General features: G+C 32.5%; 28 protein-coding genes and 1 pseudogene. All 29 read left to right on the forward strand.

Features of this window, described 5'->3' with window-relative positions; translation table 11 throughout:
• Positions 1–767 precede the first annotated feature (767 nt).
• The 29 genes and pseudogenes from KA845_RS02190 (at position 768) to cfr (ending at position 24,851) form a co-directional block, all read left to right on the forward strand.
• Positions 768–3,332, forward strand: coding sequence for an ATP-binding protein (locus tag KA845_RS02190; protein WP_210127772.1), 2,565 nt, complete (start codon positions 768–770; stop codon positions 3,330–3,332).
• Positions 3,333–3,385: 53 nt separating this feature from the next.
• Positions 3,386–4,246, forward strand: coding sequence for a replication-relaxation family protein (locus KA845_RS02195; protein WP_015585947.1), 861 nt, complete (start codon positions 3,386–3,388; stop codon positions 4,244–4,246).
• 24 nt (positions 4,247–4,270) lie between these two features.
• A complete protein-coding gene (locus KA845_RS02200) occupies positions 4,271–5,446 on the forward strand; it encodes a conjugal transfer protein (RefSeq protein WP_015585949.1) in 1,176 nt (391 codons plus the stop codon).
• 14 nt (positions 5,447–5,460) lie between these two features.
• On the forward strand, positions 5,461–5,757 hold the full coding sequence (locus KA845_RS02205; protein ID WP_015585950.1) for a hypothetical protein: 297 nt from the start codon (positions 5,461–5,463) through the stop codon (positions 5,755–5,757).
• A gap of 15 nt (positions 5,758–5,772) precedes the next feature.
• Positions 5,773–6,231, forward strand: coding sequence for a hypothetical protein (locus KA845_RS02210; protein WP_015585951.1), 459 nt, complete (start codon positions 5,773–5,775; stop codon positions 6,229–6,231).
• Between the two features lie 3 nt (positions 6,232–6,234).
• On the forward strand, positions 6,235–8,820 hold the full coding sequence (locus tag KA845_RS02215; RefSeq protein ID WP_015585952.1) for an ATP-binding protein: 2,586 nt from the start codon (positions 6,235–6,237) through the stop codon (positions 8,818–8,820).
• Positions 8,820–9,416 carry a hypothetical protein gene (locus KA845_RS02220; protein WP_001632652.1) on the forward strand — a complete coding sequence of 199 codons (597 nt, stop codon included), beginning with the start codon at positions 8,820–8,822 and terminating at the stop codon, positions 9,414–9,416. The genes KA845_RS02215 and KA845_RS02220 overlap by 1 nt, the downstream gene beginning before the upstream one ends.
• Before the next feature lie 13 nt (positions 9,417–9,429).
• Positions 9,430–11,511: a CD3337/EF1877 family mobilome membrane protein gene (locus KA845_RS02225; RefSeq protein WP_015585953.1), complete on the forward strand. Its 2,082-nt coding sequence runs from the start codon at positions 9,430–9,432 to the stop codon at positions 11,509–11,511.
• 11 nt (positions 11,512–11,522) lie between these two features.
• On the forward strand, positions 11,523–12,053 hold the full coding sequence (locus tag KA845_RS02230; protein ID WP_015585954.1) for a hypothetical protein: 531 nt from the start codon (positions 11,523–11,525) through the stop codon (positions 12,051–12,053).
• Positions 12,040–13,122 carry a CHAP domain-containing protein gene (locus tag KA845_RS02235; protein ID WP_015585955.1) on the forward strand — a complete coding sequence of 361 codons (1,083 nt, stop codon included), beginning with the start codon at positions 12,040–12,042 and terminating at the stop codon, positions 13,120–13,122. Before KA845_RS02230 ends, KA845_RS02235 begins: the two co-directional genes overlap by 14 nt.
• Positions 13,123–13,139: 17 nt before the next feature.
• On the forward strand, positions 13,140–13,745 hold the full coding sequence (locus KA845_RS02240; RefSeq protein WP_015585956.1) for a hypothetical protein: 606 nt from the start codon (positions 13,140–13,142) through the stop codon (positions 13,743–13,745).
• A gap of 214 nt (positions 13,746–13,959) precedes the next feature.
• On the forward strand, positions 13,960–14,739 hold the full coding sequence (locus KA845_RS02245) for a ParA family protein (RefSeq protein ID WP_015585957.1): 780 nt from the start codon (positions 13,960–13,962) through the stop codon (positions 14,737–14,739).
• 1 nt (position 14,740) lies between these two features.
• Complete coding sequence (locus tag KA845_RS02250; protein WP_015585958.1) at positions 14,741–14,962, forward strand: hypothetical protein; 222 nt, start codon at positions 14,741–14,743, stop codon at positions 14,960–14,962.
• 33 nt (positions 14,963–14,995) lie between these two features.
• The gene (locus KA845_RS02255; RefSeq protein ID WP_210127773.1) at positions 14,996–15,169 is read left to right on the forward strand and encodes a hypothetical protein; all 174 of its coding nucleotides are present in this window, start codon (positions 14,996–14,998) and stop codon (positions 15,167–15,169) included.
• Position 15,170: 1 nt separating this feature from the next.
• Complete coding sequence (locus tag KA845_RS02260; protein WP_210127774.1) at positions 15,171–15,371, forward strand: hypothetical protein; 201 nt, start codon at positions 15,171–15,173, stop codon at positions 15,369–15,371.
• A 165-nt stretch (positions 15,372–15,536) separates the two neighbouring features.
• A complete protein-coding gene (locus KA845_RS02265; RefSeq protein ID WP_015585960.1) occupies positions 15,537–15,734 on the forward strand; it encodes a hypothetical protein in 198 nt (65 codons plus the stop codon).
• A 44-nt stretch (positions 15,735–15,778) separates the two neighbouring features.
• The gene (locus KA845_RS02270) at positions 15,779–15,937 is read left to right on the forward strand and encodes a hypothetical protein (protein ID WP_015585961.1); all 159 of its coding nucleotides are present in this window, start codon (positions 15,779–15,781) and stop codon (positions 15,935–15,937) included.
• Positions 15,934–16,128, forward strand: a complete 195-nt coding sequence (locus tag KA845_RS02275; RefSeq protein WP_015585962.1) for a hypothetical protein — start codon at positions 15,934–15,936, stop codon at positions 16,126–16,128. Before KA845_RS02270 ends, KA845_RS02275 begins: the two co-directional genes overlap by 4 nt.
• A 139-nt stretch (positions 16,129–16,267) precedes the next feature.
• Positions 16,268–16,615, forward strand: coding sequence for a hypothetical protein (locus KA845_RS02280; RefSeq protein ID WP_015585963.1), 348 nt, complete (start codon positions 16,268–16,270; stop codon positions 16,613–16,615).
• 12 nt (positions 16,616–16,627) lie between these two features.
• A complete protein-coding gene (locus tag KA845_RS02285; protein ID WP_015585964.1) occupies positions 16,628–17,488 on the forward strand; it encodes a DNA/RNA non-specific endonuclease in 861 nt (286 codons plus the stop codon).
• Positions 17,489–17,519: 31 nt separating this feature from the next.
• Positions 17,520–18,104 (forward strand): hypothetical protein, encoded by a 585-nt coding sequence (locus KA845_RS02290; RefSeq protein ID WP_032495646.1) that lies wholly within the window; start codon positions 17,520–17,522, stop codon positions 18,102–18,104.
• A 14-nt stretch (positions 18,105–18,118) separates the two neighbouring features.
• Positions 18,119–19,099, forward strand: a complete 981-nt coding sequence (locus KA845_RS02295; RefSeq protein WP_032495575.1) for a DUF1002 domain-containing protein — start codon at positions 18,119–18,121, stop codon at positions 19,097–19,099.
• Between the two features lie 27 nt (positions 19,100–19,126).
• Positions 19,127–19,531 carry a hypothetical protein gene (locus KA845_RS02300; protein WP_142299637.1) on the forward strand — a complete coding sequence of 135 codons (405 nt, stop codon included), beginning with the start codon at positions 19,127–19,129 and terminating at the stop codon, positions 19,529–19,531.
• Positions 19,532–19,978: 447 nt separating this feature from the next.
• The gene (locus KA845_RS02305) at positions 19,979–20,308 is read left to right on the forward strand and encodes a JAB domain-containing protein (protein WP_015585938.1); all 330 of its coding nucleotides are present in this window, start codon (positions 19,979–19,981) and stop codon (positions 20,306–20,308) included.
• 113 nt (positions 20,309–20,421) lie between these two features.
• Positions 20,422–20,859, forward strand: a pseudogene (locus KA845_RS02310) (site-specific integrase); the annotation flags it as partial.
• A 108-nt stretch (positions 20,860–20,967) separates the two neighbouring features.
• Positions 20,968–22,515 carry an IS21-like element ISSau9 family transposase gene (gene istA / locus KA845_RS02315; RefSeq protein ID WP_032495648.1) on the forward strand — a complete coding sequence of 516 codons (1,548 nt, stop codon included), beginning with the start codon at positions 20,968–20,970 and terminating at the stop codon, positions 22,513–22,515.
• Complete coding sequence (gene istB, locus KA845_RS02320; protein WP_000358824.1) at positions 22,508–23,260, forward strand: IS21-like element ISSau9 family helper ATPase IstB; 753 nt, start codon at positions 22,508–22,510, stop codon at positions 23,258–23,260. The genes istA and istB overlap by 8 nt, the downstream gene beginning before the upstream one ends.
• A gap of 243 nt (positions 23,261–23,503) precedes the next feature.
• Positions 23,504–23,683 carry a hypothetical protein gene (locus KA845_RS02325; protein WP_013356267.1) on the forward strand — a complete coding sequence of 60 codons (180 nt, stop codon included), beginning with the start codon at positions 23,504–23,506 and terminating at the stop codon, positions 23,681–23,683.
• A gap of 118 nt (positions 23,684–23,801) precedes the next feature.
• Positions 23,802–24,851 carry a 23S rRNA (adenine(2503)-C(8))-methyltransferase Cfr gene (cfr, locus tag KA845_RS02330; RefSeq protein ID WP_001010505.1) on the forward strand — a complete coding sequence of 350 codons (1,050 nt, stop codon included), beginning with the start codon at positions 23,802–23,804 and terminating at the stop codon, positions 24,849–24,851.
• The last annotated feature ends 73 nt before the right edge of the window (positions 24,852–24,924 follow it).

Consider the following 24,924-nt stretch of genomic DNA (forward strand, 5'->3'; position numbering starts at 1 on the left):
AGTAGTTAAGTAGTTATGTAGAATAATAGAAAAAGACATAAGTAGTATATTCTACTAAATAATATATATAAGTGAGTAGTTAAGTAGTTATGTAGAATAATAGAAAAACGCCTACTAATTAAAATTAGCAGGCGCCAAAAAAAATAAAAATTACCTAAAATACTTTTAACAAAATGGAGATCTCTCCCCAATAACAATTATATATTATGGGTGTATATTTCATTTAATTATGGTGTGAATATATAATAGATTATATTATGTGTTAGAGTTAAGATTATTAGATTATGACTTAATTTAATTCATAACTTAACCCACACCATAATGAATTACATAACCTATACCATAATATAAAAATTAAATGTTGTTTTTACAGTCTTTTTAAGGTAAAATGTAATTAAGGATATAAAACCACTGTATTTTTCGTGACTATCTCCTGTTAGATTAAATAAGATTACATTATTCACAGAATAATATCATCAATCTTAATTAATCGTAACTGGAGAAGACTTTGTTTTTTATTTGTTAAATGCGGGGGCGACATATCCACTGTACCTTGACAACCAAATACAAACGGGAGGTATCCACATATGACGTCTAAACTTCTTAGACAACTCTCCTTATTTATATCCTATATTCTTATCCTCTCACTACTCATATATTTCACAGCGCGGGCGTCACTGATCGCTGGTGCAATTCTTGCAATTGTATTTATAATATTTTCTATAATATTACGATTTATTATGAAAATAATTAAAATACAAAAAAATATGAAATATTATAGAATATTAACTTATGAAGGAGATTTTCCTAAATCTGATAAAATTTTTAAATTATTAAAAAATATTCATTCAACTAGAAGAAATATTTTTGAAAGATTTTTTTATGGAGATCCGTGGTTTACTTTTTTAATCTATAGAGAAAATAAACGAGGAAAAAGTAAGGATAGTAAATTAGGTTTTTATTTAGCAGGGGATAAAGAGTTAATGGTTTCAGTTAGAAAACATTTTAGTAATGTTTATCCAAACATAGAATTTCATGAAGCAGATGAAAGCCATTTAGATTTTCCTACTAAAAGATCATATTTTGGTTATGCTAAGTTAAAACATAATTCTTTAAAACAGGGTTATCCTATAGAAAACTTTCAACATGATAATTTAACTAAGATAGTTAGCATTATGGAACCTGGTACATGGTTACAATTTAGATTTAGAAGGAATTACGGTTTTAAGTTAAGAAAAGCTATAAAAAAGACTGATGAAGATATTAGAGAGCAAAAATTTAAGGATCGGGATAATTACGAAAAGGAGATTTGGAAAGAAACCAACAAACGTTTTACGTATAGTGATGTTGCTTTTGATACAACAATAAGTATGGCGACTAACTCACATGACGGTCAGCATTTATTAAAAGATATGTATACAATTCTTAATGAATGTAAGTCTGTAAATGAACTTGTATATAGGCCTTCAATGTTTAAGGTAGTGGATTGGTACAATTTATGGAAACGTGGTAAAAGTGTTTTAACTTCAAGAGAATTAGCTAATTTTGTGCATATGCCAGTTATTAATCGAGATAATAGTTTGATTGATAAAATTAAGCCATTTACACCATATATTGAATTAGGTAATACGCCTTTAAGTGAAGACACTTTAGCAACGGGTCTTAAATTGGGAACTTTAGACCACCCTATAATTAAAGATAGGGAAGTATTTATTTTACCTGAAATACTAAGAAAACAATTTTGTGTTACAGGCGCAACGGGTTCAGGTAAGACGAACCTTTTAAATTGTATTTTGAATAACTTCAATAAAAGCTTTGTTGAAAGTTCAGAAGCGACGCCAGGGTTTTCATTAGTAGACCCTTCAGGAAGCGCAATAAAGTTATTACTTAATAGATTGCGTGTTTTTGAAACTTTTGAAGGTAACGAGGTAGATTGGGATAAAGTACATTTCATCAAAGTTAAAGATAGTGAATACCCGTTAGCATGTAATTTGTTGGCTAAATTAGATGGCGAAAATTCTGAAGAAATGATAGATAATGTTTTCAGAATTATCAGCGAAAACTTTGATACAGCAACCCAAGCTGAAAGACTATTGCGATACACAATTAAAGCGTTAATTCATGATCCAAAAGAAACTCATACGATTATGTCCGTTATAAGAATGTTATACAAAAATGATGATATTTTTAGAAAACGTATCATTGACCGTATTAGACCATATACAGAAATGTATGAAGTGGTTAATTTCTTTGATAATGAAGCTTCTGATTTAATTGAAAGTCCGTCAGGTCAAGCTGTTTTGAATAGGTTAGATGTATTTAAATCGAACAGTACATTAAGAAATCTGTTTTGTCAGAAAGAGTTTAACCTACCAATACGCAAGTGGATGGACGAAGGGCATATAGTATTTTATGACCTAGTAGGAATGAGTGAACAGGAAATTAAAATATTTTGTTCATACATTGCTTATATGTATTATCGTGTTGCAGATCAAAGACCCGCCGACACTTCTTTACTTCATTTAACGGTTGTTGATGAAGCGCATAAAGTACAAGCTTCTATCTTCCCTAAAATCATCAGTGAACAAAGAAAATTCGGCCATTCATTAGGAATTGCTACACAAAATTTAGATGATTTAAATTCAGAATTAAGATCAGCATTAGTTAATAATCAATCTAATTTCTTTGTTTGTAGACAGGGGGAAAGTGGTTCAGCATTAGCAACTAAAATCTTCAAAAGTAGCGACAAAAAAGAACAACATTACACTGAAAGTTATTTTAAACAGTTGCCCGACAATGTTTGTGCATTGAGAACACAAGATGTTATTGAAGGCGAAACAGTTAATGTTAAAACACAAGTTAAAGTGAAACCTATTGACCGTGTTATGGAAGATGGGAAAGTTGCTGATTATAAAGATCAGTATGAACCTAAAATTGCAGACGAATGGACTATGAAAAAGGCTGTAGAGTTAAGCGCTAACAACGGTATGTATTATAAAGAGATACCTAAAATGGTAAGAGCATTTTTTGAAGATGAAGAATACACTTATCAAGGTAAGCAACAAGAAGAATTTAAAGCTGATGTTATTAAACGTAAACCGATTGTTCCAGAAGAGATTAAACGTAAGCCAAAAGAACAAAAACAAGAAATTAAACCTAAAACAAAAAAACTTAAATTAAATAAATCTAAAGTCGTCTTGAAAACATCAAAAGACGAAGTCAATCAAGAGGAACGAACTAAACCGAATGAAGACAATCAAGTTTCACAGGAAACAGAGCAATCAAAAAATGTAGGTTCCTTTTTAAGTGGCTTCACAGATAAGGGGGACTGATTAAAATTAACAAAATGGAACGTTCTCTCCTCAAAAAATTGGAGGAGAAAGGCATGTCATATACAACATTAAATGAAAAAGACTTCAAATTATTTAGCTTCTTAGAAGCTCATATATATTTGACTATCGAGCAAATACGCACCGCAATATATTTAAATGATGATGGTTCAATGAAATCAGAAAAATCGGTTTGGAATAGATTAACCAAATTAGAAGAAGACGGCTATATTACTAAATTTAAAGCACAAGCAACATTACAAGCTAAGCGCCCAAACTCAATATATTGTTTAACTAAAACAGGTAGTATGTTTTTAGAAAGTATGCAAGGTTATACGCATTTCAAATCAGTATATGAGAAAAAGCTTCCAATGTGGTATATGCACCAGTTAGCCGTTAATGATGTTGTATTATCATATGAAAGACATAAAATACCCGCCGTTGACTTACTAGAATATGCAAACGAGCAAAGAACTACTTTTCAATATAATGACGGCCGTGAAGATGTTATTCGTCCTGATGGTGCAATTTTATTAGAAAGACAAGATGGTTACGTTATAGGCATTATGTTAGAAGTTGAAAGATCTAAAAAAGCTAGAAAGTTTACTTATGATAAGTTAGTGAGATATAAAGACTTTTTTAATCAGTCAAATAACACTATGAAAAGATTTCATATTCATGCAGGTTTTGAAGAATTTGTAGATGAATGGCGTTTGTTATTTGTGAGTAATGAAGATGAAAATTATCGTAAATTGAAACGTGATTTCAAAACGGTAGATTTTGAAGACGCTTTTAAAGGTCAAAATAGTTTTGATGTAATGATAGCCAAGCTTGATGACATAATGACTAACCCTTACGGTGCAATATATAATTATTTCAAACCAGGTGTAGACTTTGATGAATTTAGAACACTTTAACATCATTTAGAAAGGAGTTAGCTTATGAGAAAGTGGGGCAAACAGTCCGATAAAAAGGTTAAAAAACAAAAATCAAAGCCCGCACAAAATGAAGAAACGACAGAAGATTTTAGAAAAAAGAAGAAGTCAGCAGATCGTTTGTTTAAGCGTAATAAGTTAAAAAAGGCGTTAAAAAACAGAGGTAAGGACGACAAAATTTTAAGTAAAGCTAAATTGAAACGTCCTAAAGGTTATAACGTTGTTAAAACGGTCATAATCATAGCTTTGTTTTTAGTAGTTGTTAGTTGGATAAATGCAGGTAATGCTAATAGAAAAGCAAGTGACGCACAAGAACAATATCAGAAATTAGCCTCACAAATTGATACTACTAACAAAGGCAATCCAGCTACACAAGTAGGCGCCCAGGAATACGCGAAAGATTTCATACAAAAATATTACAGTTATGATAAAGGGCAAGACCGCGATAAATGGTTAGATAATTTAAGCGATTATGTAGACAGTTCAACATTAGATGATAATAGCTTTAAGCCTGAAAATATAGATGGCAGTATTTCAGTTAAGGACGTTAAAATCAATGATGTTGAAAGTGCAGATAAAAACCAAGCGAAAATATATTTTACAGTTACGCTAGATAAAAAGACAGTTGAAGAAAAAACTGTTAAGAAGAAAGTTAAAGGCAAAAAAGGCAAGAAGGATAAAGAAGAAACAAAAACAGTACAAGAAGATAAACACGAAGATGTTAAATTCAACAGATACATTAAAGTATATGGCGACGATAAAGGTTATAAGTTAGTCACTTTACCTTTACCATATGAACAAAAATCAAATGCAGATGTTCAAATGACGCTAGATACTGATAATGGTAGAGATGTTACAACAAATTATCCTGATGTTAAAGATTACATTACAAGCTTTATGAAAGTTTACGCTTCAGATGATAGAGATACAGCGCAAACATATTTCTATAATAAATCTGATACACAATTATTGAATAACAATGTTGAAATTAAAAACGTTGAAGAAGTGAAAGTGTATCAAGAAAACAAACAAGATGAACTTAAAGCAATTACAACGGTTCAAATGGAAGAAAAAGATAGTGGCTTAACAAGTCGAAACAAATTTGAAATTAAGCTTAAAAAGCTTGATGACAATAAGTATAATGTAATTAAAGTAAGTGAACCTCAATATACTAAAAAATAATAGGAGTGTTTAAAATGTTAGATTTAATGACGTCAATTGCTTCAATAGACTTTAGTTCTTTCACATTAGGACAAGCAGGTGGAGATTTAGTAAATAACGCGCGTGAAGGAGAAAGAAACTTCACATTAGTTTTAAATATTATTTATTGGGCAGTCGCTGCAATTATCATTGTAGTTTTAGCATTATCTAAGAAATTCAGAATGGCACTAGGTGCATTGATTATCTTAGGTGTTATCGGCGCGTTAGTTGTTAGAGATCCGCAAAATTTACAAAACTTAGGCGAAAGTATAGCGCAATTCTTTGGCTTCTAATAAGGAGTGCATAGCATGAGTAACATGAAAAAAATCATTGGTTACTGTTCATCACAATTAGATGAAATACCAAACTTAATACGTGGTTTAGGCGGTGGAGAGCAAGGCTTTTCACTGCCTTTTTCTTTGACAGTTAGTCAAATAATCGTTATTTTCACGATTATTTTACCTGGTTTATTTTTCTTACCTATAACAAATGGATTATTAGACTTTTTACCGAAATACGGTAGATATGCAATTGTCTTTTTCATTCATATAGGTTTTCCCGCTGTATTTGGTTTTTTCATAGGTCAAAAAAGTATCGAAAATATGAATGTTGTGAAATATGCAAAAGTATATATGGCTACAAAATTTAATGAAACGTCTGATTATGTAGGACGTGAAGAATTAGATAACAAGAAATCATATAAGTTGAGAAAAAAAGTTGTAGCGCGTACTTTTTCAGATTTCCGCATAAACAAGGAGGATAAATAACCTATGGCTAAAAGACTAGATTTTGATATAGAAGCAGTTGTAGAAAACATCATCTTTACTAAAGATGGCCGTATGCAAGCATGGTTTGAGTTTGAAGGGTTTCACAGTAACTTTGATACAGAAAACGAACTGTTAATTAAATTTAGACAGTTGAAACGTGTATTTAAAGAGGTAAAAAAAGAAGTTCACTGTTTAATTATTCCAGAACGTCAGGACTTAGATGAAATTAAAAACCAACATATCTCATACAGTAGAGGGCGTTTGATACCAGTATTAGAACAACATGAAGACGCTATTTTTGACCATTTAAAAAATTCAAATGAATTAGGTTCATCAGAAAATAAAGTTCGCTATTATATGGGCTTTGAATTAGGAAAAAGTACAATGGTCAACTTTACTAATGAAGATGTTACTTGGGGCGAGATATACACAGAAACGAAAGAAAAGTTAATCAACCTTATTACTAAAGCGATTACAGGTAAAGACGTATTATTAACAACTAATAAAGTTAAAACAGCATATAACAAAATGGATCATTTGAGTAATACGCTAAATAACTTACCGTTTACATTTAGAGAAATTGAACCCGTAGAAATGGCAAAGCTTATAACATGGCCTAATAATTTAAACGTAAGAGAACCGTTTTTAAATGATAATTGGTTTGAACGTTTAACACCCGTTTACAATGGCGATAGATTAATCGCTAAAATTAGAGATCGTGGCCATGTAGAAGATTTATCTACAGTATCATATTCAAACCCTAGCAGTAGAAAACATCTTGTATTACACCAAAATGACGCGTTAGGCAAAGAAAGAGATACTTATATTTCATTTTTACAACTAGCAAAAGTACCAGTTGAAACGCACTTCCCTGATACACGTTGGCTTGAAATACTTAGAAACCTACAGTTTGGCGTAGGTGTTTCATTAAAATTAACTTATCAAAGTTCAGATAGAAGATTAATGAAACTTAGATCTAAAAAAGCTAACTTAGAAGACCAAGTAGAACATTTGGCAGATTACGGAGATAGTGCAAGTTCAAACGTTTATGACGGCATAGACATAGCTGATGACTTAATCGCAAATATTGAAAAAAATAGAGAAGCCAGCTTCTTAATGTCAGCTATATTCGTAGTTGCAGCCGAAACTCAAAAGGCATTAAATAGTAAATTAGATGAACTCAAAGAAACAATGTCAAATCATCAGTATATTGTTCAGAATACAAGAGGTTTACAGTTAAGAAGTTTGCTTGAATGTATGCCAGGCAGTAGAAGATATGTAAAAGAGTTTGTGAAAGATTGCGATATAAACATGATGACAAGTTCATTTTTTGGAAACCGTCACGAGTTAGGCGACCCTTACGGTTTTTACGTAGGTCAAATTGCTACAAATTACGGTACGCCAGTATTTCACATGCCAGGTTTCGCGTCTACAGGACAAGCTAAAAACCAATCATTGGCCATTTGTCATACAGGTAAAACAGGCGGTGGGAAGTCATTCGGGGCAAACCTTTTATTCTATGAATATGCAATATGGGGCGCAAAAGTTTTAATAGTAGACCCTAAACAAGAACGAATGAATAAGTGTGAATGGCATAAGAAATTAGATGAATTAGGTACACAATTAAACTTCATTACTTTGTCAGCTAAACCTAAAGACGCAGGTAAACTTGATCCGTTCTATATCTTTACAGACGTATCAGACGCTGTAGGTGTATCAGAACAGATACTTCATAACTTACTATCAATTTCTATTAGAAATGAAGCAACAATAGATCAGGCAACAATGATTAATAGGGCTTTGGAATATGTAGCCAATAGAGATGAACCTAAAATTAATCAGGTTACAGAAGAACTAACATCTATGAGTACAGGCGAGAAAAAAGACATTACATTAACAGAAGATGAAAAAGAACTTTGTAAGCGTCTTGTAAACAGAATTAATGTATATACTACACATTCATTAAGTACGCTTATATTTGGAGAAAGAATTGATGATACAGAAGTTTTAGATATTAACAGTCAATTAAACGTATTACAAGTAGAGAATTTAGAACTTGCAGACGCTGATATAGACCCTAAAGACTATTCAAAAGCGAATATTGTAAGTGACAGTATTTTATACGCTTTAACGGCTTATCAAAGACAGTTTATTAACATGTTCCCTAATGATCTAACAGTTATCGGACTTGATGAAGCCTGGAAATACTTCAAAAACTCACAAGGTCGTTCAGCCTTTCAAAGTTTATTCCGTGAAGGTCGTTCTAAAGGGGCTTCAATTCATATCATGACACAAAGGCTTAGTGATATACCTGAAGACATGCAGTCACAAATCGGACAGCTATTTGCATATTTAGAAAGTAATACAGATGAAATTAATAAACTTCAGCAATTCTTTAGATTTGATGATAGTACAGACTTACAAGCGATTATGCCTGAACTTGAAACAGGCGTATGTGTTTATAAAGACTTGAATGATCGCGTCGGTATTCTTGATGTAAGAGTATTACAAGAGCATTTAGTAGACGCGTTTGATACAAGTAATCAACTTGAAAAACGAGAAGACACAAAACAAGAGGTGCAAGTATAATGAAAAAATTAACATACTTATTACTAATAGCAATCGTTGTTTTATCGGCTTGTAGTAGTAAAGATAGTTCAAAGCCCAAAAAAGATGACTATACTGAAGAAGCTATTAAGTTTACTAAATATATGGCTAATGGCCAGTATTCAAAATTAACAGATATGTACGGAATTTCAAAAGATGAAAATGATGTATCAGATGACAAAGAAGAAATGCAAGAATACTATGAACAGATTTACACATTTGTAGATGAAGAAGATTTAGAAAATGCTAAAGATGAACCGTTAAAATATGCAATATTTGAAACGCCATATAAAGAAAAGCAAAAAGTATTTACGATTGTATTTAAACCAAATGTAAAAGATATTTTATTAGATCCTGGAGAACCAGCATTAGACGGTAAATATAGACAACTGAATTTATTGGTAATGGGAGAAGGACAATATAAAAGAGTTAATGGAAATACAGAAGGTAAAGCTATTATGCAGATTAATGAACGTAAACATGGTTTGTCAGAAAAATTAATGAGTAAGATTTCAGAAGATAGCAAGTTAGTTGAAAGTAAAGGTATTCCTAAGAAGGACTTGAAAAAATTAGAGTAGGGAGGAACTATAAATGAAGGATAAAACAAAAGGCTTTTTGTGGTTCCTTGCTGTTCTAATGGTATTAAGTGTTTGCTTAGTAGGAGTTAATGAAGCCTTTGCGAAAGAAAAAGATCCAATTTCAGGCATGTTTCCAAGTAACCAAGATGATGATTTGCCTGAAGTTAAATCAAATATTGTCGGTTACAAAGAACATAATTTAGACAACTATTCAATGGATTATGTATTAGAAGAAAAAGACGATAAACCCTGGTATGACGTTATCGGGTTAAGTGAAAAAGCTTATAACTTCACTGAAAATTCAAAGTACGAAATTTTAAATGGTATATGGTCAACATATAAAATATTTGCTTCAGTATTCATATTCCTGGTAAGTGAAGCTTTTGAATTTACTATATTAGGTTCTATAGTTAGCGAGTTAGCAGATGTAATTTCAGCTATAGGCGGATCATCAGGATTAGGTAAATTTATAACATGGGCTTTTATTGGTGTAGTTGTATGGTTGATTGCAACGATTAGTAAAGGAGAGTTGAGAAAAGGGGCAACAGGCGTTATGTTAGCCATTGTATTTACAGCCCTTTTCAGTATCTATGTTTCAAACGCAAAGCCAATCATACAAGGTACTTCAGATTTTAGCCAATATGTGAGTAACACTATATTGAATACAAGTACAAGTGTGACTGGAGAAAATCAATCAGATCAAGCTGAAGCTTCCGAAAATGATGTATCAAATAAAGAAGGTTTGGCCACAATGAAAAATACATTACATGAAATTTTGATTGTGAAGCCGTGGTTACAATTGGAATTTGGTACAACTAATGTAAATGAAATTGGCGGAGGTAAAGCTGGCGAAGATAATAAGGTTGAAGATGGCAAAAAGTTGATAAATGGGATATTAGACCATAAACCTAAGTCTGATAAAAGAAATGACATAATAAAAGACAATAAAAAGAATATGTCAGTAAGTAACAATTACACAACTAGCCGAATTGTAGTAGCTGTTTTTGTCTATATACCATCATTTATTATTGGTATAAGCGCGATATTGTTCGCGGTTGCTAAACAATTTTATGAATTAGGCTTTGTAGTAGGCGCGGTTGTTATGGTTGGTGTTTTAATCATTGCAATTATACCGTCATTTGTTGGCTATTTAAAAGGTACAGCCAAGCGTACAGGTGGCCACTTACTAATGTCTATCGTGTATGTATTCTTACTGGTGCTTATGTTTACATTAATTAATGTAACTTATCAAATTTCAGAAGAAAAAAATTGGAATTACATTGTAACAGCCATATCATTAAGTTTAATTTGTTTAGGCATGTTGTTTATGCAAGGTAAATTGATAAAAAATGATTATCAAAAAGTAATGAGTTCTATTAAACAACAAAACATCAGTGAACAACGAGCGCGCGCCCGTAAAAAGCGTGAAGAAAATAAACAAAATAACGGTCAAGGCAATCAACCAGTATATGGTGGTAATGATACGAACGTTAGGAAAAAACCAACTGAACATATATCTAAGAAGAAAGCTAACGACCATAACACTACTTCAAATGGTGTGAATAAAAAAGATGGTGGCACTATAAGCAAGAAACCTAAAGCCAGCGAGCAAGAACAGAGTAAGAAACCTAATAGCAATATTAAGAAAAAAGAAGATCAAAAAATCAAGAAAAAACCTAAACAAAAACAAAACCGCAATGATAGCCCAGGCAATCAAGATCCAAATAATAATTACAATACTAAACCTAAATCACGAAGTGGAAATGATACCGTTGATGAAGGTTCAGGAAGTAAACCATCAGTTAATAGAAAAGACGGCGGAACAATTAAGAAAAAACCGCAGGCAGTACCAGATAAAAAAACAGAAGGTTCAAACACTAAACAATCTAGGAACGATAGCAGTTCTAAAGATAGATTAAACAAAAATGAAGGTGGCAACGATAGTTCAAGAGTTAATGAACAAATACAGACAAATAAACCACAAAATAAACCAGTCATCAGAAAAAAACCAAAACCAGTACAAGACACCCAAGAAAAATCAGCAAGTCGTGAAACAGAAAATAGAATAGACGCTATAAAGAGAAATAAAAAGTGAGGTGTTAAATAATGAAAGAGATTATACAAGATATACTTAACTATTTAACGCCTTACAAAAAGCGTATATTGTTTGTTGCGATTTGTGTATTGGCGTTTGGCATTGTGCTGTTATTGCCACCTTCTCCGCTTAGAGCGGTATTATCTTTACTCATAGTATTTGTGTTTGTTGTAGAAGGTTATAAGTGGATAGGACAACCTGAATTATGGGGCAGTAAGATAGGTAAGACCATGCTAGGGAAGTTATCAAAAAATGAAGCTGAAGACCTAGAAGAAAACATAGAAGAAGTAACTATTATTAAATTGTTTACCGATGAAGAAGAAACGGACATCTTAGATGAAATAGAAGCTGATCCTGAATTATTAGATGAATTAGATACTATACAATATACGGCAACAATATATTTTAATGAAGATATAGAAAACCAAATTATCCCTGAAGGTACAACGAATTATAGATATGAATATCACATAATTTATGATGGCGCAGAATTTTATCATGTTGCTTCTTATGAAATGAGTGACGCAGATGAAGAAAATTAATCAAAAAAATGACGGTGGTAATTTAAAAAAGCTTACTAACCTAGCATTAGAATTAAAGAAGAAAAAAATAAAGTTATATATATATGGTGCATTAGCTTTACTAGGTTTAATATTCATTGCTGTATCTTTAATGTCTATGATGTTGCTAGCGCCATTTGATGATGAATTAGACGAAACTCAAACGGGTGGCAGTAGTGACGGTTGCGCTGTAAGTGGTGGTTCTGTAAGTGATAAAGGTATCAAATCTTTTAATGAAAATGCTAAAGGCGGAGGATTAGAAGGTAAAGCTGATTATATGGTTAAAAGTGCTAAAAAGCATAAAATAGATCCTAAAATATTTATGGCTATAGTGGCACATGAAACGGGTTATGGTAAATCAGAAGCAGTTAAAACTCATAATAATGTTGCAGGTATGATGGGATCAGGCGACTTATTTAAGTTTGATAGTATTGAAGAAGGTATAGACGCCGCCGCTAAAAACCTATATGACCTATATTTTAGTAAAGGATTAAAAACAGTTGATAAAATTCAACCGAAATATGCACCTATAGGCGCAAGTAACGACCCTACAGATTTAAATTCAAACTGGAAGCCGACAATTAAAAAAATTATGAAGGGTATAGACGGCAAAGCTAGTAAAAGTGACGATAGTTGTAAAAAAGATAAAGGAGATGTAGGTAAAGAGTATAAAGGTAAAATACCTTCATTCTCAAACTCAAACCCTGGTAAAAATAACTTATATGACGCAGGCCAATGTACATGGTATGCGTACGGTATACGTCAAAAAATGGGCAAACCTATATCAACATTTTGGCATGACGCCCACAAATGGAATGAACGAGCTGAAGCTGAAGGTTATAAGGTAGGTAAAACACCTAAAAAAGGCGCGGCCTGGATAGCTGAACAAGGCGCAGGCGGACATTCTAATGTTACGGGTCACGTTGGTATCGTTATAGATGTTAAAGACAAAAATACATTTGTTGTAACTGAAATGAACGCTGAAGGTGGACCATATAAAATAACTCAAAGAGAAGTGAAAATGACTGAAGGCTATAGCTTCATTTATTAAAAATGGGAGGTTAAGGCATGAAGAACATTCCGAAAAGTACCTTGATTATAGGTATAACGGCAATTGTGATAATCGGTATATTAGTCTTTATAGTTCGATATTATGATGACGAACTTAATAAAGCTAACAGCCAAAATAAAGAGAATGAAACCAAAATTGGAAAGTTAGAAGATACAAATAAAGCACAAAGTGATTTGATAGCGCGCCAAGACAAAGAAGTTGTATCAAAAGAAGAAGAACAGATCAGGGATAATGCTAAAAAATTTGTTAATAAACTATTTACTATGAAGGAGAAGGAAAGCTTCAGTGGTAAAAAGAAGGAACTTTCTTCAATATTAGACGACAAATACCAAAAAGAATTATTTGATAATTCAAGGGATAAATATAATGCGTTTTTAACAGTTAAAATAAGTAATGTTAAGACATTTATAGAAGAATACAGACCACAAAAAGACAGCTATGATGTATTTGTTACGTTTGATGAAAAAGTGATAGACGAAGAAGATACGACTGATAAAAAAACATCAGGAAAAATTCATTTTGTTAGAAAAAATGGTAAATGGTTAATTGATGACTTTGAAAGATTTACTTTAGAAAGCAATACAAAAAATGTTAAAGATTGAATGAAAAGCGCTATATAGCGCTTTTCTTTATACCTATTATTCTACTTAACCACTTAGACAAAAAGACATAAGTAGTAAAGTAGAATAATGTAAAAGTAGAAAAAGACATAAGTAGTCAAGTGGAAAAGTAGACAAGTAGAAAAATATCTGTTATTATTATTGTAAATAATCCCACAAAAAAAGGTAATAAGGGATAGAAAAGAGGTTAGATAATATGACGAAAGTAATAACAATTGGCTGTTTTAAAGGTGGGGTAGGAAAGTCCACACTTACAGAAATACTTACGTACTTACTTGCTAAAGAAGGTAATAAAGTTTTAGCTGTAGACACTGACCCACAAAGTAACTTAACAGAAAAAGTTCAAAGGACTTATCAAAAAAAGTTTAAAAAAGAACCTTCATTCATGGAAGGTATTAAAAATTTAAACTTAGAAGATTGTATTGAAAAAGTAACGGACAACCTGGATATATTAAAGGGCGATTGGTCATTAGAAAAGTTTGATAAATACGTAATAAAGAAATTTGATGAAAAAGCAGAATACTTTTTATTAAATTCACTTTTAAAGCCAATAAAAGACGATTATGACTACATAATCATAGATACACGACCTTCAACAGGTATTTTGTCTAATAACGCTGTATGCGCTTCTGATTACGTTCTAATAACATCAAAAACTGAAGAAGATAGTTTTACTTCAGCGAAGAAGTATTACAGCTATTTAGGTAATATTCAACAGAATAAAAAACCAAGTTTAAAATTTTTAGGTTTATTACCGTACTTAGTAAATCAACGTGGATCAACTAACAGAAGTATTATCAATAAGATAAATGAATTGTTTGGCGAAGATGTATTTAAAAATTATATACGTTCAAGTGATCGAGTAGTTACCTGGGGAGAGCATGGCGTAACAGAACATAAAGCCCATGATAAAAAGACAATGCAGATGTACATTGATGTAAAAAATGAAATATTAGAAAAGTTGGAGAGTGAATAATATGGCAGATTTTAATAATGAAGCAGTAAAAGATGAATATAAAGAAGAACAAGTATTTGATGATATGATAGCGAAAAAGAAGGAAGTAAGACCTACAAAATCGGTTAAAATGTATAATGAAGACTGGTCAATTGCTTATCAAGTTAAAGCGAAAACAGGCGCAAATTTAGTAGACATAGTTTCTGAAGCAATGGAATTATTGAAAGAAAAACATGATCTTTAATTTTATATATTAATTATAAGGGGGGTGTTTGTAATGCCATTCGTTATTTTTATATCTATAGTTGCTGTTATGGTTATTCTATTTAAGTTAAATGATAAAAGGGTTGAAAAAATAAATAGAAAACACGATCAGCAAGTTAAAAATATTATTGAAACTTATTACACAGTTGATAAGGTTGAATGTATATATAGAAAATGGAAAAACTGAATTGGTATTTCAAGACAACTCATTAAATTTAAATAGTTATCAAGTAAAAATTGTTAAGGACTTTGAAGATGAAAAAGTTGAAATTAACGCCCCTTTGTATAATGAACATGATCTAAATGATTTGTTTGAACGCGTATTAGCTGAAACTTATTTTTATATTTCTAAGGCTAGATATGATGGTCTGATACAAGCTACAGCTTAAAGGTCTATCTAAGGCCTTTAATTTTTTAAAAAATATTTACGCTTTAGCAAATAAATACTTGTCAAAGTGTAAATTAAGTGATAATATAATAATTGAAAGGAGGACGAAACAAATCAAACGCTATAAATAAAAGATATAGCAACCCACAAAAAAGGAGTGTTACAGATGTTTGTAACTAAAGAAGAATTTAAAAATATTGATGTAGAACAAGTTTTCAAAGAAGGTCATAACTTTATAAAAATAACGAATGGTAGACATGAAATATTTAAAGTTAATTCAGGCTATAAGATCATTGATTATAAAAAAGGAATTGGCCTAACAGCGACAAATAAAATTCCAAAGTATATACAAAACAAACTTTAAAAAAAGCCCCGCTAAGGGGCTTTAATATAAATGAGGTGCTAAATATGAACCATGATAAAGCAATGTATATTGAATGGTTATTATTAATGGATCCTTTAGAAAGTAGGGAGAATTTAAGAGATAAGACAATAGAAGAACTTCAAGACAAATTTAATTTGTGTAGACTGAAGCAACTTGATGAAGAAATGGAGGAAGCACAATGATTATTGATGAATTTAAAACTAGAAATAATGTGTATGTATTAAATGTAATTTATGACTTTTGGGCTGATCCTGTTGTACAAGTTATTGAAAATGGTAGGTTTATAGGATATATCAACGAAAGATATTCTATTGATGAAGCGAAAGCTATGATAAAAGAAAAAAGCGATTATAAAAAAGTGATTATTATATGATGTTTGTTTACTCCGACTATGAAGGCATAAAAAAAGCGATACTAGAAAGTATCGCAATAGGACGAAAGTAATCAAACATTCGCCCACAAAAAAAGGTACACTAAGAATAACAAAAAAATGGTCGGAGGTAAACAAAACAATGAATTTAAAAGACATAGCAAACTTATTAAATGATGAAAAAACTTTGTATACGCAACAAGGCGGGCAAGATATAGCAGTAAATGAAGGTGTGTATATTATGGAGAAAAACAACACTATTTATACTGGTAAGCTTCCAAATAATAATTTAGATGATTTAATTCGTGAAAGTTCTGAACCACAGCAACTAATAGATGTTAATGAAGTAGCTGAAAGATTAGGTGTAACAAGACAAAATGTTACTATGCACGTCAAAAATAAAAACTTTAAATTTGTGCCTAAACCTTTGTTTTATTATGAGAATAAAAGCTACACTAAATATTTTTGGGTTGCTGAACAATTTGAGTAAAGGAGTAAGGCAATGAAGATATTTAAACCACTGATAGCCTTATTATTATCGCTTATTGTATTAAGTGGTTGTGATACGGAAAAGGCAATAAATGAAGTTGATGATTTAATATCAACTATTAGTGATTTTAGCAAATCAGATACACCTGAAATAAAAAATAGTAAAGAAGATATAGACTTAATAGGCGCTGAAACTAATAGCGAAAACTATGCTTTTATCAATGATAACAAGACAGAATTAAGTCAGGAAGATCAGAACTTACTGAATGAAAAGGGTAATGATCGTTTTTGGGCTGATTATCCTGATTTGGATAAATACGGTAGATCGGGAAAAGTTACGGCGTTAATTACAAATAAAGCTGTTCAAAGTCATTCTTCAAAAGCACAAGAAAGACCGTCTTTTGATTATGATGTACATGTAGCAGGAGAATATAAAGATGGTACATATAACCCTGAAAAGCAGACGTGGGAAGGCGAGAACTCAAACAACCAAATATTACAATTAGATGGGTATAGGGGTTATATATATAATAAATCTCATTCGCTTGCCTGGTCATTGGGCGGAGATATGGAAACACATAATTTAACATTAGGTACTAGGGCGCAAAATGTTGGATCTAATAAAGACCCTGAAGGTGGGGGCATGGGTTATCCTGAAACGCAAATAAGAAATGCAATGTATGATAATCCTGAAACAAAAGTGTTTTATGAAGTTACGCCCGTTTATAAAGATGATGAACTTGTGCCAAGAGGTTCACACGTTAGAGCCTACTCAATTAATGATGACGGCCAAACAATAAATATCAATGTTTGGATTGCGAATAAACAAGAAGGCGTTCAGATTAATTATAAAGATGGTTCGTATACTTATTAAGTGAATATATTAAAGTTAAGGACTGGTTATGATGGCTGATATATTTGATTTGGAATATTTAAAGTATCAAAAAGAATTTATAGAAAATGATGGAATGATTGACTATTCTCAATTTATAAACAGTATTCAATTTCATAAAAGTTACACTATAGAAATTGAAAATATAATTAATTGCTTATTTAATAAAACGTTAGAATTTTCTCAAATAACACTACATTCATTATTATCAGAAGTTAAAAATGCAGAAGTAAAGCAAGAAGTAAAAAATATGATAAATAAGCTATATTCATTTGATAATGCAACATTAAAAGATAATGAATTGAATGTTACTCAACAAAAGTATTATTCATTTGAAATTGAGAGTATGCAAAGCAGTTTTCCACCACAAGTTTTGAAGTTTTTCAAAGTATTATTAGAGTTTCCAAATATGATGAATGAACTAGATGTTATAGCAATACTAGGAATAATTAAAGAAACTAAAATATCTGTAGAACTGAATGAATATATTGATCTATTAATTGATTTAGACAAAATTCATACTGTATCAGATATAGAAAGTATCTTTGATGATGAAAGAATATATCAAGGGAGTTTATTTAAAAAATATATTCACTGAAGGAGTTAATTAAAATGAAAAAATTAATTGTTAGTACAGCAGTAGCAACACTATTATTAACTGTTCCAGGTATGGCCAAAGCAGAAGAAAATAAGGAAGATTGGGATAAACCCGTTTTTATAAAAGGGGCTGATCTTGAAGGCCAAGACTTACAACAGACTGAAGATGATTTAGGCGTAAAAGATGACTATGAAACTTACAGCGTAACAACTGATGACGTTAGTAAATATATTCCTAATAGTGGCAATTTAAGTTATATATATTCAAGTGCAACTATTAAGCATAAAAAATGGGGTAACGGTGTAGATGTAGAAATAGACACACCTGATAACATCACAAAGGTTACAAGTGAACAATATCAAAATGCGTCAATCACAGCAGGCATTAAAGACGCTGAAATTCATATAGCTTCAGTTGAAAAAGTTACTGGAGAAGGTGCTTTAGCAGGTATTTATAAAGCTTATGAAGAAAAAGGCAATGAATTAAATTCTGAAGATATTCAAAACTCAAATAAAGAAATGCAAGATTTAACTTCAATATCTGAAGAAAATCAAAATAAAGACGGATATTCAGACGAAGCATTAAACGCGTCTATAGCAGATATTAAACAACAGTTAGCAGATATTAAGAAAAAACAAGATGAACAGATAACACCACAACAAGTTGAAGATATAGTTAATAAAGTGCTTGATGAACGAGGATTGTCGGGAACATTAACAGATAATCAAAAACAAATGATAACTGATAATATGACTAATGTTGCAAATTCTAACGCTTTAACTTCAGATCCTAAAGCATTTGCTAAAAATGCAAAAGACGCTTTGAAAGGTATTGAAAAAAATTCAGGCGACTTATTAGATAAAGCTAAAGACAAGGCTAAAGACTTAAATACTGAAGAAAATAGGAACTTTGTACAAAAAATTTGGGATAGTATTTTACAGATTATACAGTCTATCATAGATTTCATTACAAGCTTATTTAATCGTATCTTTTAATCAGTGAATAGGAGGTTTGACGTGTTATTGAATGTAGATAAAAATTCAAAAAACGTATCGTTAAAGAAGATTAGGAATAACGAATTATTGTATTTAATGAGTTGTTCGAGTAGTTTACCTGGTGCTGATAGAACTATTTGCAATGTATTAATTGATGAAATGAAAAATATTATACATGTATATGATGATCTAAGACACTGTTCAACGTCTATTTTCAAAGAATTAGACCAAACATTAATTATAGAAATGATGTCACTTCTAGGGGTTGAATATGGCCGATATAGGATTGTACTTTATTATGCACCAATACTTAAAAACCCGTTTATAAGAGAATATGAATTAAAAAGTGAAAAATTAATAACTGTTAATACTGAAGACCTTAATGAACTATTTTATAGAAAGGCTTTGAATAATGAAAGTTTAGAAAAATAGATGTTTATAAGCATAAAAATAGCCCTGCATAAGCAGGGCTTTAAGTTTGTTTAGCTTATGAGAAAACCAACAAACTAAATAAAAAGGTAATTACATTATAACATAATCCGCTTCAATCAACTATTATAAATACCGCTTCAATATATAGTCTATAAGGGGTTCACGGTTTCATCTAATTTAGAACATCAACTTTTAAAATTGGACTAAAAATAGCAACGCACAATTAACATCGTGCTTTTACTAATTTTTAGCCCAATTTTAAAGCTTCTTTATCTAAATTAGATGAAACCGTGAACCCTTTTTTTAAAAAAATTACACTTTAGAAAGTATTTCCTTGTCAAAGTGTAATAAATTTGATATACTGTATTTAACGAAAGGAGGAAACCAACTGAAATTGTTGTAAATAATCGCAATGCAACAACTAAATAAAAAGGGAGATTTACAAATATGAAAAAGGAACAGTACATTTTAAAAGTTTTAGATTTAGTTCAAGATTATCAAGTTATGGAAGATGAAAGGTTTCAAATATCACAACCAAGCGACGTTGTTAAGCTATTACAAAAAGAAATAGGAAGTTTCACAAGAGAACACTTTGTTATGATTGGCTTAAATACTAAAAATGAAGTTACAACGCTTTATACAGTGCATATAGGCACGTTAGATATGTCAATCATACACCCTAGAGATAGTTTTCAAGTTGCAATAATAAATAATTGTAAATCAGTTATTTTTGCACATAACCACCCAAGCCAAGATGTATTAAACATAGTATCCTAAACTAGAGTACTCTAAGTACTCGAAGTTTAGGATTTTTTAATTACAGTGCTTTAACTATTAAATATATAAGGGTATTATTAATAGTAGTTAAAGTATTTAAAGGTGGTGGAAAGATGAAGGTTCAGAAAGTAATTGTGGAGGAAAAATCATATCCGTTATACATACTGCTAGATAAAGAATTTGAAGTGATAGAACCGGTTAAGCGATTTATAAAGTACTTGGATAATACGGGCAAAGCTCCAAATACCATTAAAACATATTGTTATCATCTCAAGCTGTTTTATGAATTTATGAGCCAAAGTAGAATCGAATTAGGAGATTTACAATTTGAGGATTTAGCAAACTTTGTAGGATGGTTAAGAAATCCAGCAGGGCATTTAAAGGTAATAGATATACAACCAAAGAAGGCTAAAAGAGAGGAAACATCAGTTAATTCCATACTTAACGCTGTAACTAGTTTCTTAGAGTATTTAAATCGCACAGAAAATTTTAAAGCTATAGATATGTCTAAAGAAGCAAGAGGAAGAAACTTTAAGGGGTTTCTTCACCATTGTATATGTTAACTTAAAACTGAGCCACCAACGCAATTGAAAACTGAGCCACTTCTGTAGGAAAATAACCCTAGCACAATCGTTAGGGGGAAAACAGGAGTGATTACGTTGAACAAGAAGCAACAGGTGATTCAGCTGCATCTTCAAGATGTCAGCCAAAGACAAATTTCCACAGAAGTGAAGGTCTCTAGAAACACCGTATCCAAATATATCGAAGCCTTTGAGAAGAGTAAGGCGACCGATGTTCGTAACCTGCCGGTTACAGAAGATATTTTATCGCCTCCCTCCTACAAGAAAAGGGCTGGAGTGAAACGTAAAATGACGGAAGAGATTGTGGAAAGGCTCAAGGGGTTCATTCAGGACAATGAATGGAAACGCAAAAACAACATGAGCAAGCAACAAATGAAAAAGATTGATATGTATGAAAAACTGCAAGAAGAAGGGTACGATATCGGCTATACAACGGTTCGGAATTTCGTCAATAGCGAGGAGAGACGAACAAAAGAGGTCTATATTCGCCAACGCTATTCAGCGGCCTGGGAAGTGGAATTTGATTGGGGAGAAGTAAAACTGGTGATTGACGGGAAACAGAAGTCCTATTCACTGGCGGTCTTCACCTTGGCTTACAGCAATTACCGGTTTGCGCTGCTTTATGAATCCGAGACGATGATCTGCATACAGGATGCACATACCAAACTGATTGACCACTTAGGTTTCGTTCCCTCTGTTTTCACTTACGACAATATGCGAACCGTGGTGAAATCGTTTGTCGGAACAGACCGGAAAATCACGGATGGCATGATCAACCTCTCCAATTACTATGAATTCCGGATCCGGCTCTGCGAGCCAAGAAAAGGAAACCAGAAGGGGCATGTGGAACGGAGTGTGGAGGTTGTTCGCAGAAAAGCATTTTCGTATGACATCGCATTCCCTTCTCTTGAAGACGCCCAGAAACGTCTAGCCCAAACCATTCTGTCGCTCAATAAACGGATTCACCATGAAAAGAAACTCGCTCATATAGAATTGAAAGACCAGGAAAAAGTTGCCGCTGCTCAAGAGGCGCTTCCTCTGCCATTCGATGTTTCGGAAGTCGTGGAATGTCGGGTAGATAAATATAGCACCGTCACGATTAAGCAAAATCGGTATTCCGTACCTGAAGGTCATGTAGGCGCATGGATTCGTGCAAAGGTAAGTGCGGATTCAGTCCGTCTCTTTATTGAAGGGGAATTCGTCGCAGAACATCGGAGAAATTGGGGTGTTCATCAATGGGAAATGGATCTCTATCATTACATAAAAACTTTCACAAAGAAAAAAGGCGCTTTAGCTCAAAGTGAATGTTTGAGCCAAGCACCAAATCAAATTAAAAAACTCTTCGAAAACCATTATATCGGAAAAGAGAAAGATTTTCTAGAGCTACTCCTTTATGTACGTGAGAAAAATCAGTGGGATAACGTGATGGCTGCCGTCCGACAGATTGAGACAAAAGGTCTCGGCGACATCACGACCGAAAAGCTAATCTTTCTGAGCGAACAAACAGATCTGGTACCTGCGGTACCGCTGCATCCAGACGAGACGGTCGAACAGGCGCTTCAAAACATTAAGGCCTTTTCAGCGATGTTCAATCAAGTCGATGAAGGAGTGCTTGAACATGGATAAAAAGCAAAGCGTCATCGACCTGTGCAAAGAATTACGTCTTCCTGGCATCCGTGAGTTGGTCGAAGAAGACGTAGCATTCCAGGAAACGACACCTGCGATTGACCTGTTACACACCGTGTTAACGAAGGAAAAGAATGACCGCTGGATCCGGTCTAAATCCACACGGATCCGCCGTGCGAACTTTCCGGAGAAAAAGCTGCTGGAGGAGATTGATACTCGAGCGCTGCCGACAGATGCGCAGCAAAAACTGCCCAACTTACAGACGCTCGATTTCATCAAAGCTGGACAGAATGTGATTCTGACCGGTTCTCCAGGAACCGGCAAGAGCCACCTGGCGATCGGCTTAGGGGTAGAAGCTTGTTTAGCGGGCTACAAGGTTTATTTCGCCAGTGTCTCGTCCTTAATCAATCAGTTGAAGGAAAGCCGGTCCGAAAGGACCTTACGCTCTTTCGAATTGCGATTTGAGAAATATGACCTCGTTATCATTGATGAATTAGGCTACATTTCCTTCGATAAAGAAGGGGCTGAATTACTGTTTACACATTTGTCGTTGCGTGCTGGTCGATCCTCAACCATTATTACGAGCAACCTGTCTTTTGCGAAATGGGAAGAGGTATTCCATGATCCTATTTTGACCGCCGCATTGACGGATCGCTTGACGCATAAATCGCACGTGGTGAATATGATCGGCCCATCTTACCGAATGAGAGAAACGCAAAAGTGGCTTGAAAATAGCCATTCATAAGTGGCTCAAAATTAAATTGCGAAATGGCTCAATTTTCAGTTGCGAAATACACCCCCACCTTCTATCTCGTCCAGTTGGTTTCCCCAGTCCATAAATATCAGATGAAGACAAGGCACTAAAAGTTTTTATAAAATTGGTTGATTTAGGTTTTACATTATGTTGCTAACTTTAATATTTACATTTGAATATTAAAATGTTACAGTACAGGCTAAGTATATTAATTAGTGAAAGGAGGTAATAGCTATGTTAACTGTTTTTAGAATCTTATTCGGTGAAAATACAAAAATCGGAAACCGTTTAGCTATTAAAGGGAGTAGTCTGTCCTTTTTTAAACTAAACAATGATATAAAAACAGTTGCCGGAGCTTTGCCTCTACTATGGATAAGTTTAAAACAAGATCATCAACATACTTGTTTTATGTAGTGAAATATGCATATTTGTATGTTTTGACTTTCGGCACCGGTAATTTTTATCTGTGTTTTTTTTGTGTGCAAAAAGAAATTGATTCTTAACTAGAGCAAATTGTGAAAGGATGAAAGAAATGAATTTTAATAATAAAACAAAGTATGGTAAAATACAGGAATTTTTAAGAAGTAATAATGAGCCTGATTATAGAATAAAACAAATAACCAATGCGATTTTTAAACAAAGAATTAGTCGATTTGAGGATATGAAGGTTCTTCCAAAATTACTTAGGGAGGATTTAATAAATAATTTTGGAGAAACAGTTTTGAATATCAAGCTCTTAGCAGAGCAAAATTCAGAGCAAGTTACGAAAGTGCTTTTTGAAGTATCAAAGAATGAGAGAGTAGAAACGGTAAACATGAAGTATAAAGCAGGTTGGGAGTCATTTTGTATATCATCACAATGCGGATGTAATTTTGGGTGTAAATTTTGTGCTACAGGCGACATTGGATTGAAAAAAAACCTAACTGTAGATGAGATAACAGATCAAGTTTTATACTTCCATTTATTAGGTCATCAAATTGATAGCATTTCTTTTATGGGAATGGGTGAAGCTCTAGCCAACCGTCAAGTATTTGATGCTCTTGATTCGTTTACGGATCCTAATTTATTTGCATTAAGTCCTCGTAGACTTTCTATATCAACGATTGGTATTATACCTAGTATCAAAAAAATAACCCAGGAATATCCTCAAGTAAATCTTACATTTTCATTACACTCACCTTATAGTGAGGAACGCAGCAAATTGATGCCAATAAATGATAGATACCCAATAGATGAGGTAATGAATATACTCGATGAACATATAAGATTAACTTCAAGGAAAGTATATATAGCTTATATCATGTTGCCTGGTGTAAATGATTCTCTTGAGCATGCAAACGAAGTTGTTAGCCTTCTTAAAAGTCGCTATAAATCAGGGAAGTTATATCATGTAAATTTGATACGATACAATCCTACAATAAGTGCACCTGAGATGTATGGAGAAGCAAACGAAGGGCAGGTAGAAGCCTTTTACAAAGTTTTGAAGTCTGCTGGTATCCATGTCACAATTAGAAGTCAATTTGGGATTGATATTGACGCTGCTTGTGGTCAATTATATGGTAATTATCAAAATAGCCAATAGTATTGAACAAGGTATATAGCTGATATAATAAGGTGAATTTTTAAATAATATTAATGCAATTAATATTATTTTG

It is taken from the genome of Staphylococcus sp. GDX8P114P-2 (genome assembly GCF_017892945.1).
GTDB classification, from domain to species: domain Bacteria; phylum Bacillota; class Bacilli; order Staphylococcales; family Staphylococcaceae; genus Staphylococcus; species Staphylococcus arlettae.

Excerpts from the sequence above, each read along its gene's own strand:
- KA845_RS02190 (WP_210127772.1), top strand. The coding sequence starts at position 768 with ATGAAATATTATAGAATATTAACTTATGAAGGAGATTTTCCTAAATCT.
- KA845_RS02195 (WP_015585947.1), top strand. The coding sequence starts at position 3,386 with ATGTCATATACAACATTAAATGAAAAAGACTTCAAATTATTTAGCTTC.
- KA845_RS02200 (WP_015585949.1), top strand. The coding sequence starts at position 4,271 with ATGAGAAAGTGGGGCAAACAGTCCGATAAAAAGGTTAAAAAACAAAAA.
- KA845_RS02205 (WP_015585950.1), top strand. The coding sequence starts at position 5,461 with ATGTTAGATTTAATGACGTCAATTGCTTCAATAGACTTTAGTTCTTTC.
- KA845_RS02210 (WP_015585951.1), top strand. The coding sequence starts at position 5,773 with ATGAGTAACATGAAAAAAATCATTGGTTACTGTTCATCACAATTAGAT.
- KA845_RS02215 (WP_015585952.1), top strand. The coding sequence starts at position 6,235 with ATGGCTAAAAGACTAGATTTTGATATAGAAGCAGTTGTAGAAAACATC.
- KA845_RS02220 (WP_001632652.1), top strand. The coding sequence starts at position 8,820 with ATGAAAAAATTAACATACTTATTACTAATAGCAATCGTTGTTTTATCG.
- KA845_RS02225 (WP_015585953.1), top strand. The coding sequence starts at position 9,430 with ATGAAGGATAAAACAAAAGGCTTTTTGTGGTTCCTTGCTGTTCTAATG.
- KA845_RS02230 (WP_015585954.1), top strand. The coding sequence starts at position 11,523 with ATGAAAGAGATTATACAAGATATACTTAACTATTTAACGCCTTACAAA.
- KA845_RS02235 (WP_015585955.1), top strand. The coding sequence starts at position 12,040 with ATGAAGAAAATTAATCAAAAAAATGACGGTGGTAATTTAAAAAAGCTT.
- KA845_RS02240 (WP_015585956.1), top strand. The coding sequence starts at position 13,140 with ATGAAGAACATTCCGAAAAGTACCTTGATTATAGGTATAACGGCAATT.
- KA845_RS02245 (WP_015585957.1), top strand. The coding sequence starts at position 13,960 with ATGACGAAAGTAATAACAATTGGCTGTTTTAAAGGTGGGGTAGGAAAG.
- KA845_RS02250 (WP_015585958.1), top strand. The coding sequence starts at position 14,741 with ATGGCAGATTTTAATAATGAAGCAGTAAAAGATGAATATAAAGAAGAA.
- KA845_RS02255 (WP_210127773.1), top strand. The coding sequence starts at position 14,996 with ATGCCATTCGTTATTTTTATATCTATAGTTGCTGTTATGGTTATTCTA.
- KA845_RS02265 (WP_015585960.1), top strand. The coding sequence starts at position 15,537 with ATGTTTGTAACTAAAGAAGAATTTAAAAATATTGATGTAGAACAAGTT.
- KA845_RS02270 (WP_015585961.1), top strand. The coding sequence starts at position 15,779 with ATGAACCATGATAAAGCAATGTATATTGAATGGTTATTATTAATGGAT.
- KA845_RS02275 (WP_015585962.1), top strand. The coding sequence starts at position 15,934 with ATGATTATTGATGAATTTAAAACTAGAAATAATGTGTATGTATTAAAT.
- KA845_RS02280 (WP_015585963.1), top strand. The coding sequence starts at position 16,268 with ATGAATTTAAAAGACATAGCAAACTTATTAAATGATGAAAAAACTTTG.
- KA845_RS02285 (WP_015585964.1), top strand. The coding sequence starts at position 16,628 with ATGAAGATATTTAAACCACTGATAGCCTTATTATTATCGCTTATTGTA.
- KA845_RS02290 (WP_032495646.1), top strand. The coding sequence starts at position 17,520 with ATGGCTGATATATTTGATTTGGAATATTTAAAGTATCAAAAAGAATTT.
- KA845_RS02295 (WP_032495575.1), top strand. The coding sequence starts at position 18,119 with ATGAAAAAATTAATTGTTAGTACAGCAGTAGCAACACTATTATTAACT.
- KA845_RS02305 (WP_015585938.1), top strand. The coding sequence starts at position 19,979 with ATGAAAAAGGAACAGTACATTTTAAAAGTTTTAGATTTAGTTCAAGAT.
- istB (WP_000358824.1), top strand. The coding sequence starts at position 22,508 with ATGGATAAAAAGCAAAGCGTCATCGACCTGTGCAAAGAATTACGTCTT.
- KA845_RS02325 (WP_013356267.1), top strand. The coding sequence starts at position 23,504 with ATGTTAACTGTTTTTAGAATCTTATTCGGTGAAAATACAAAAATCGGA.
- cfr (WP_001010505.1), top strand. The coding sequence starts at position 23,802 with ATGAATTTTAATAATAAAACAAAGTATGGTAAAATACAGGAATTTTTA.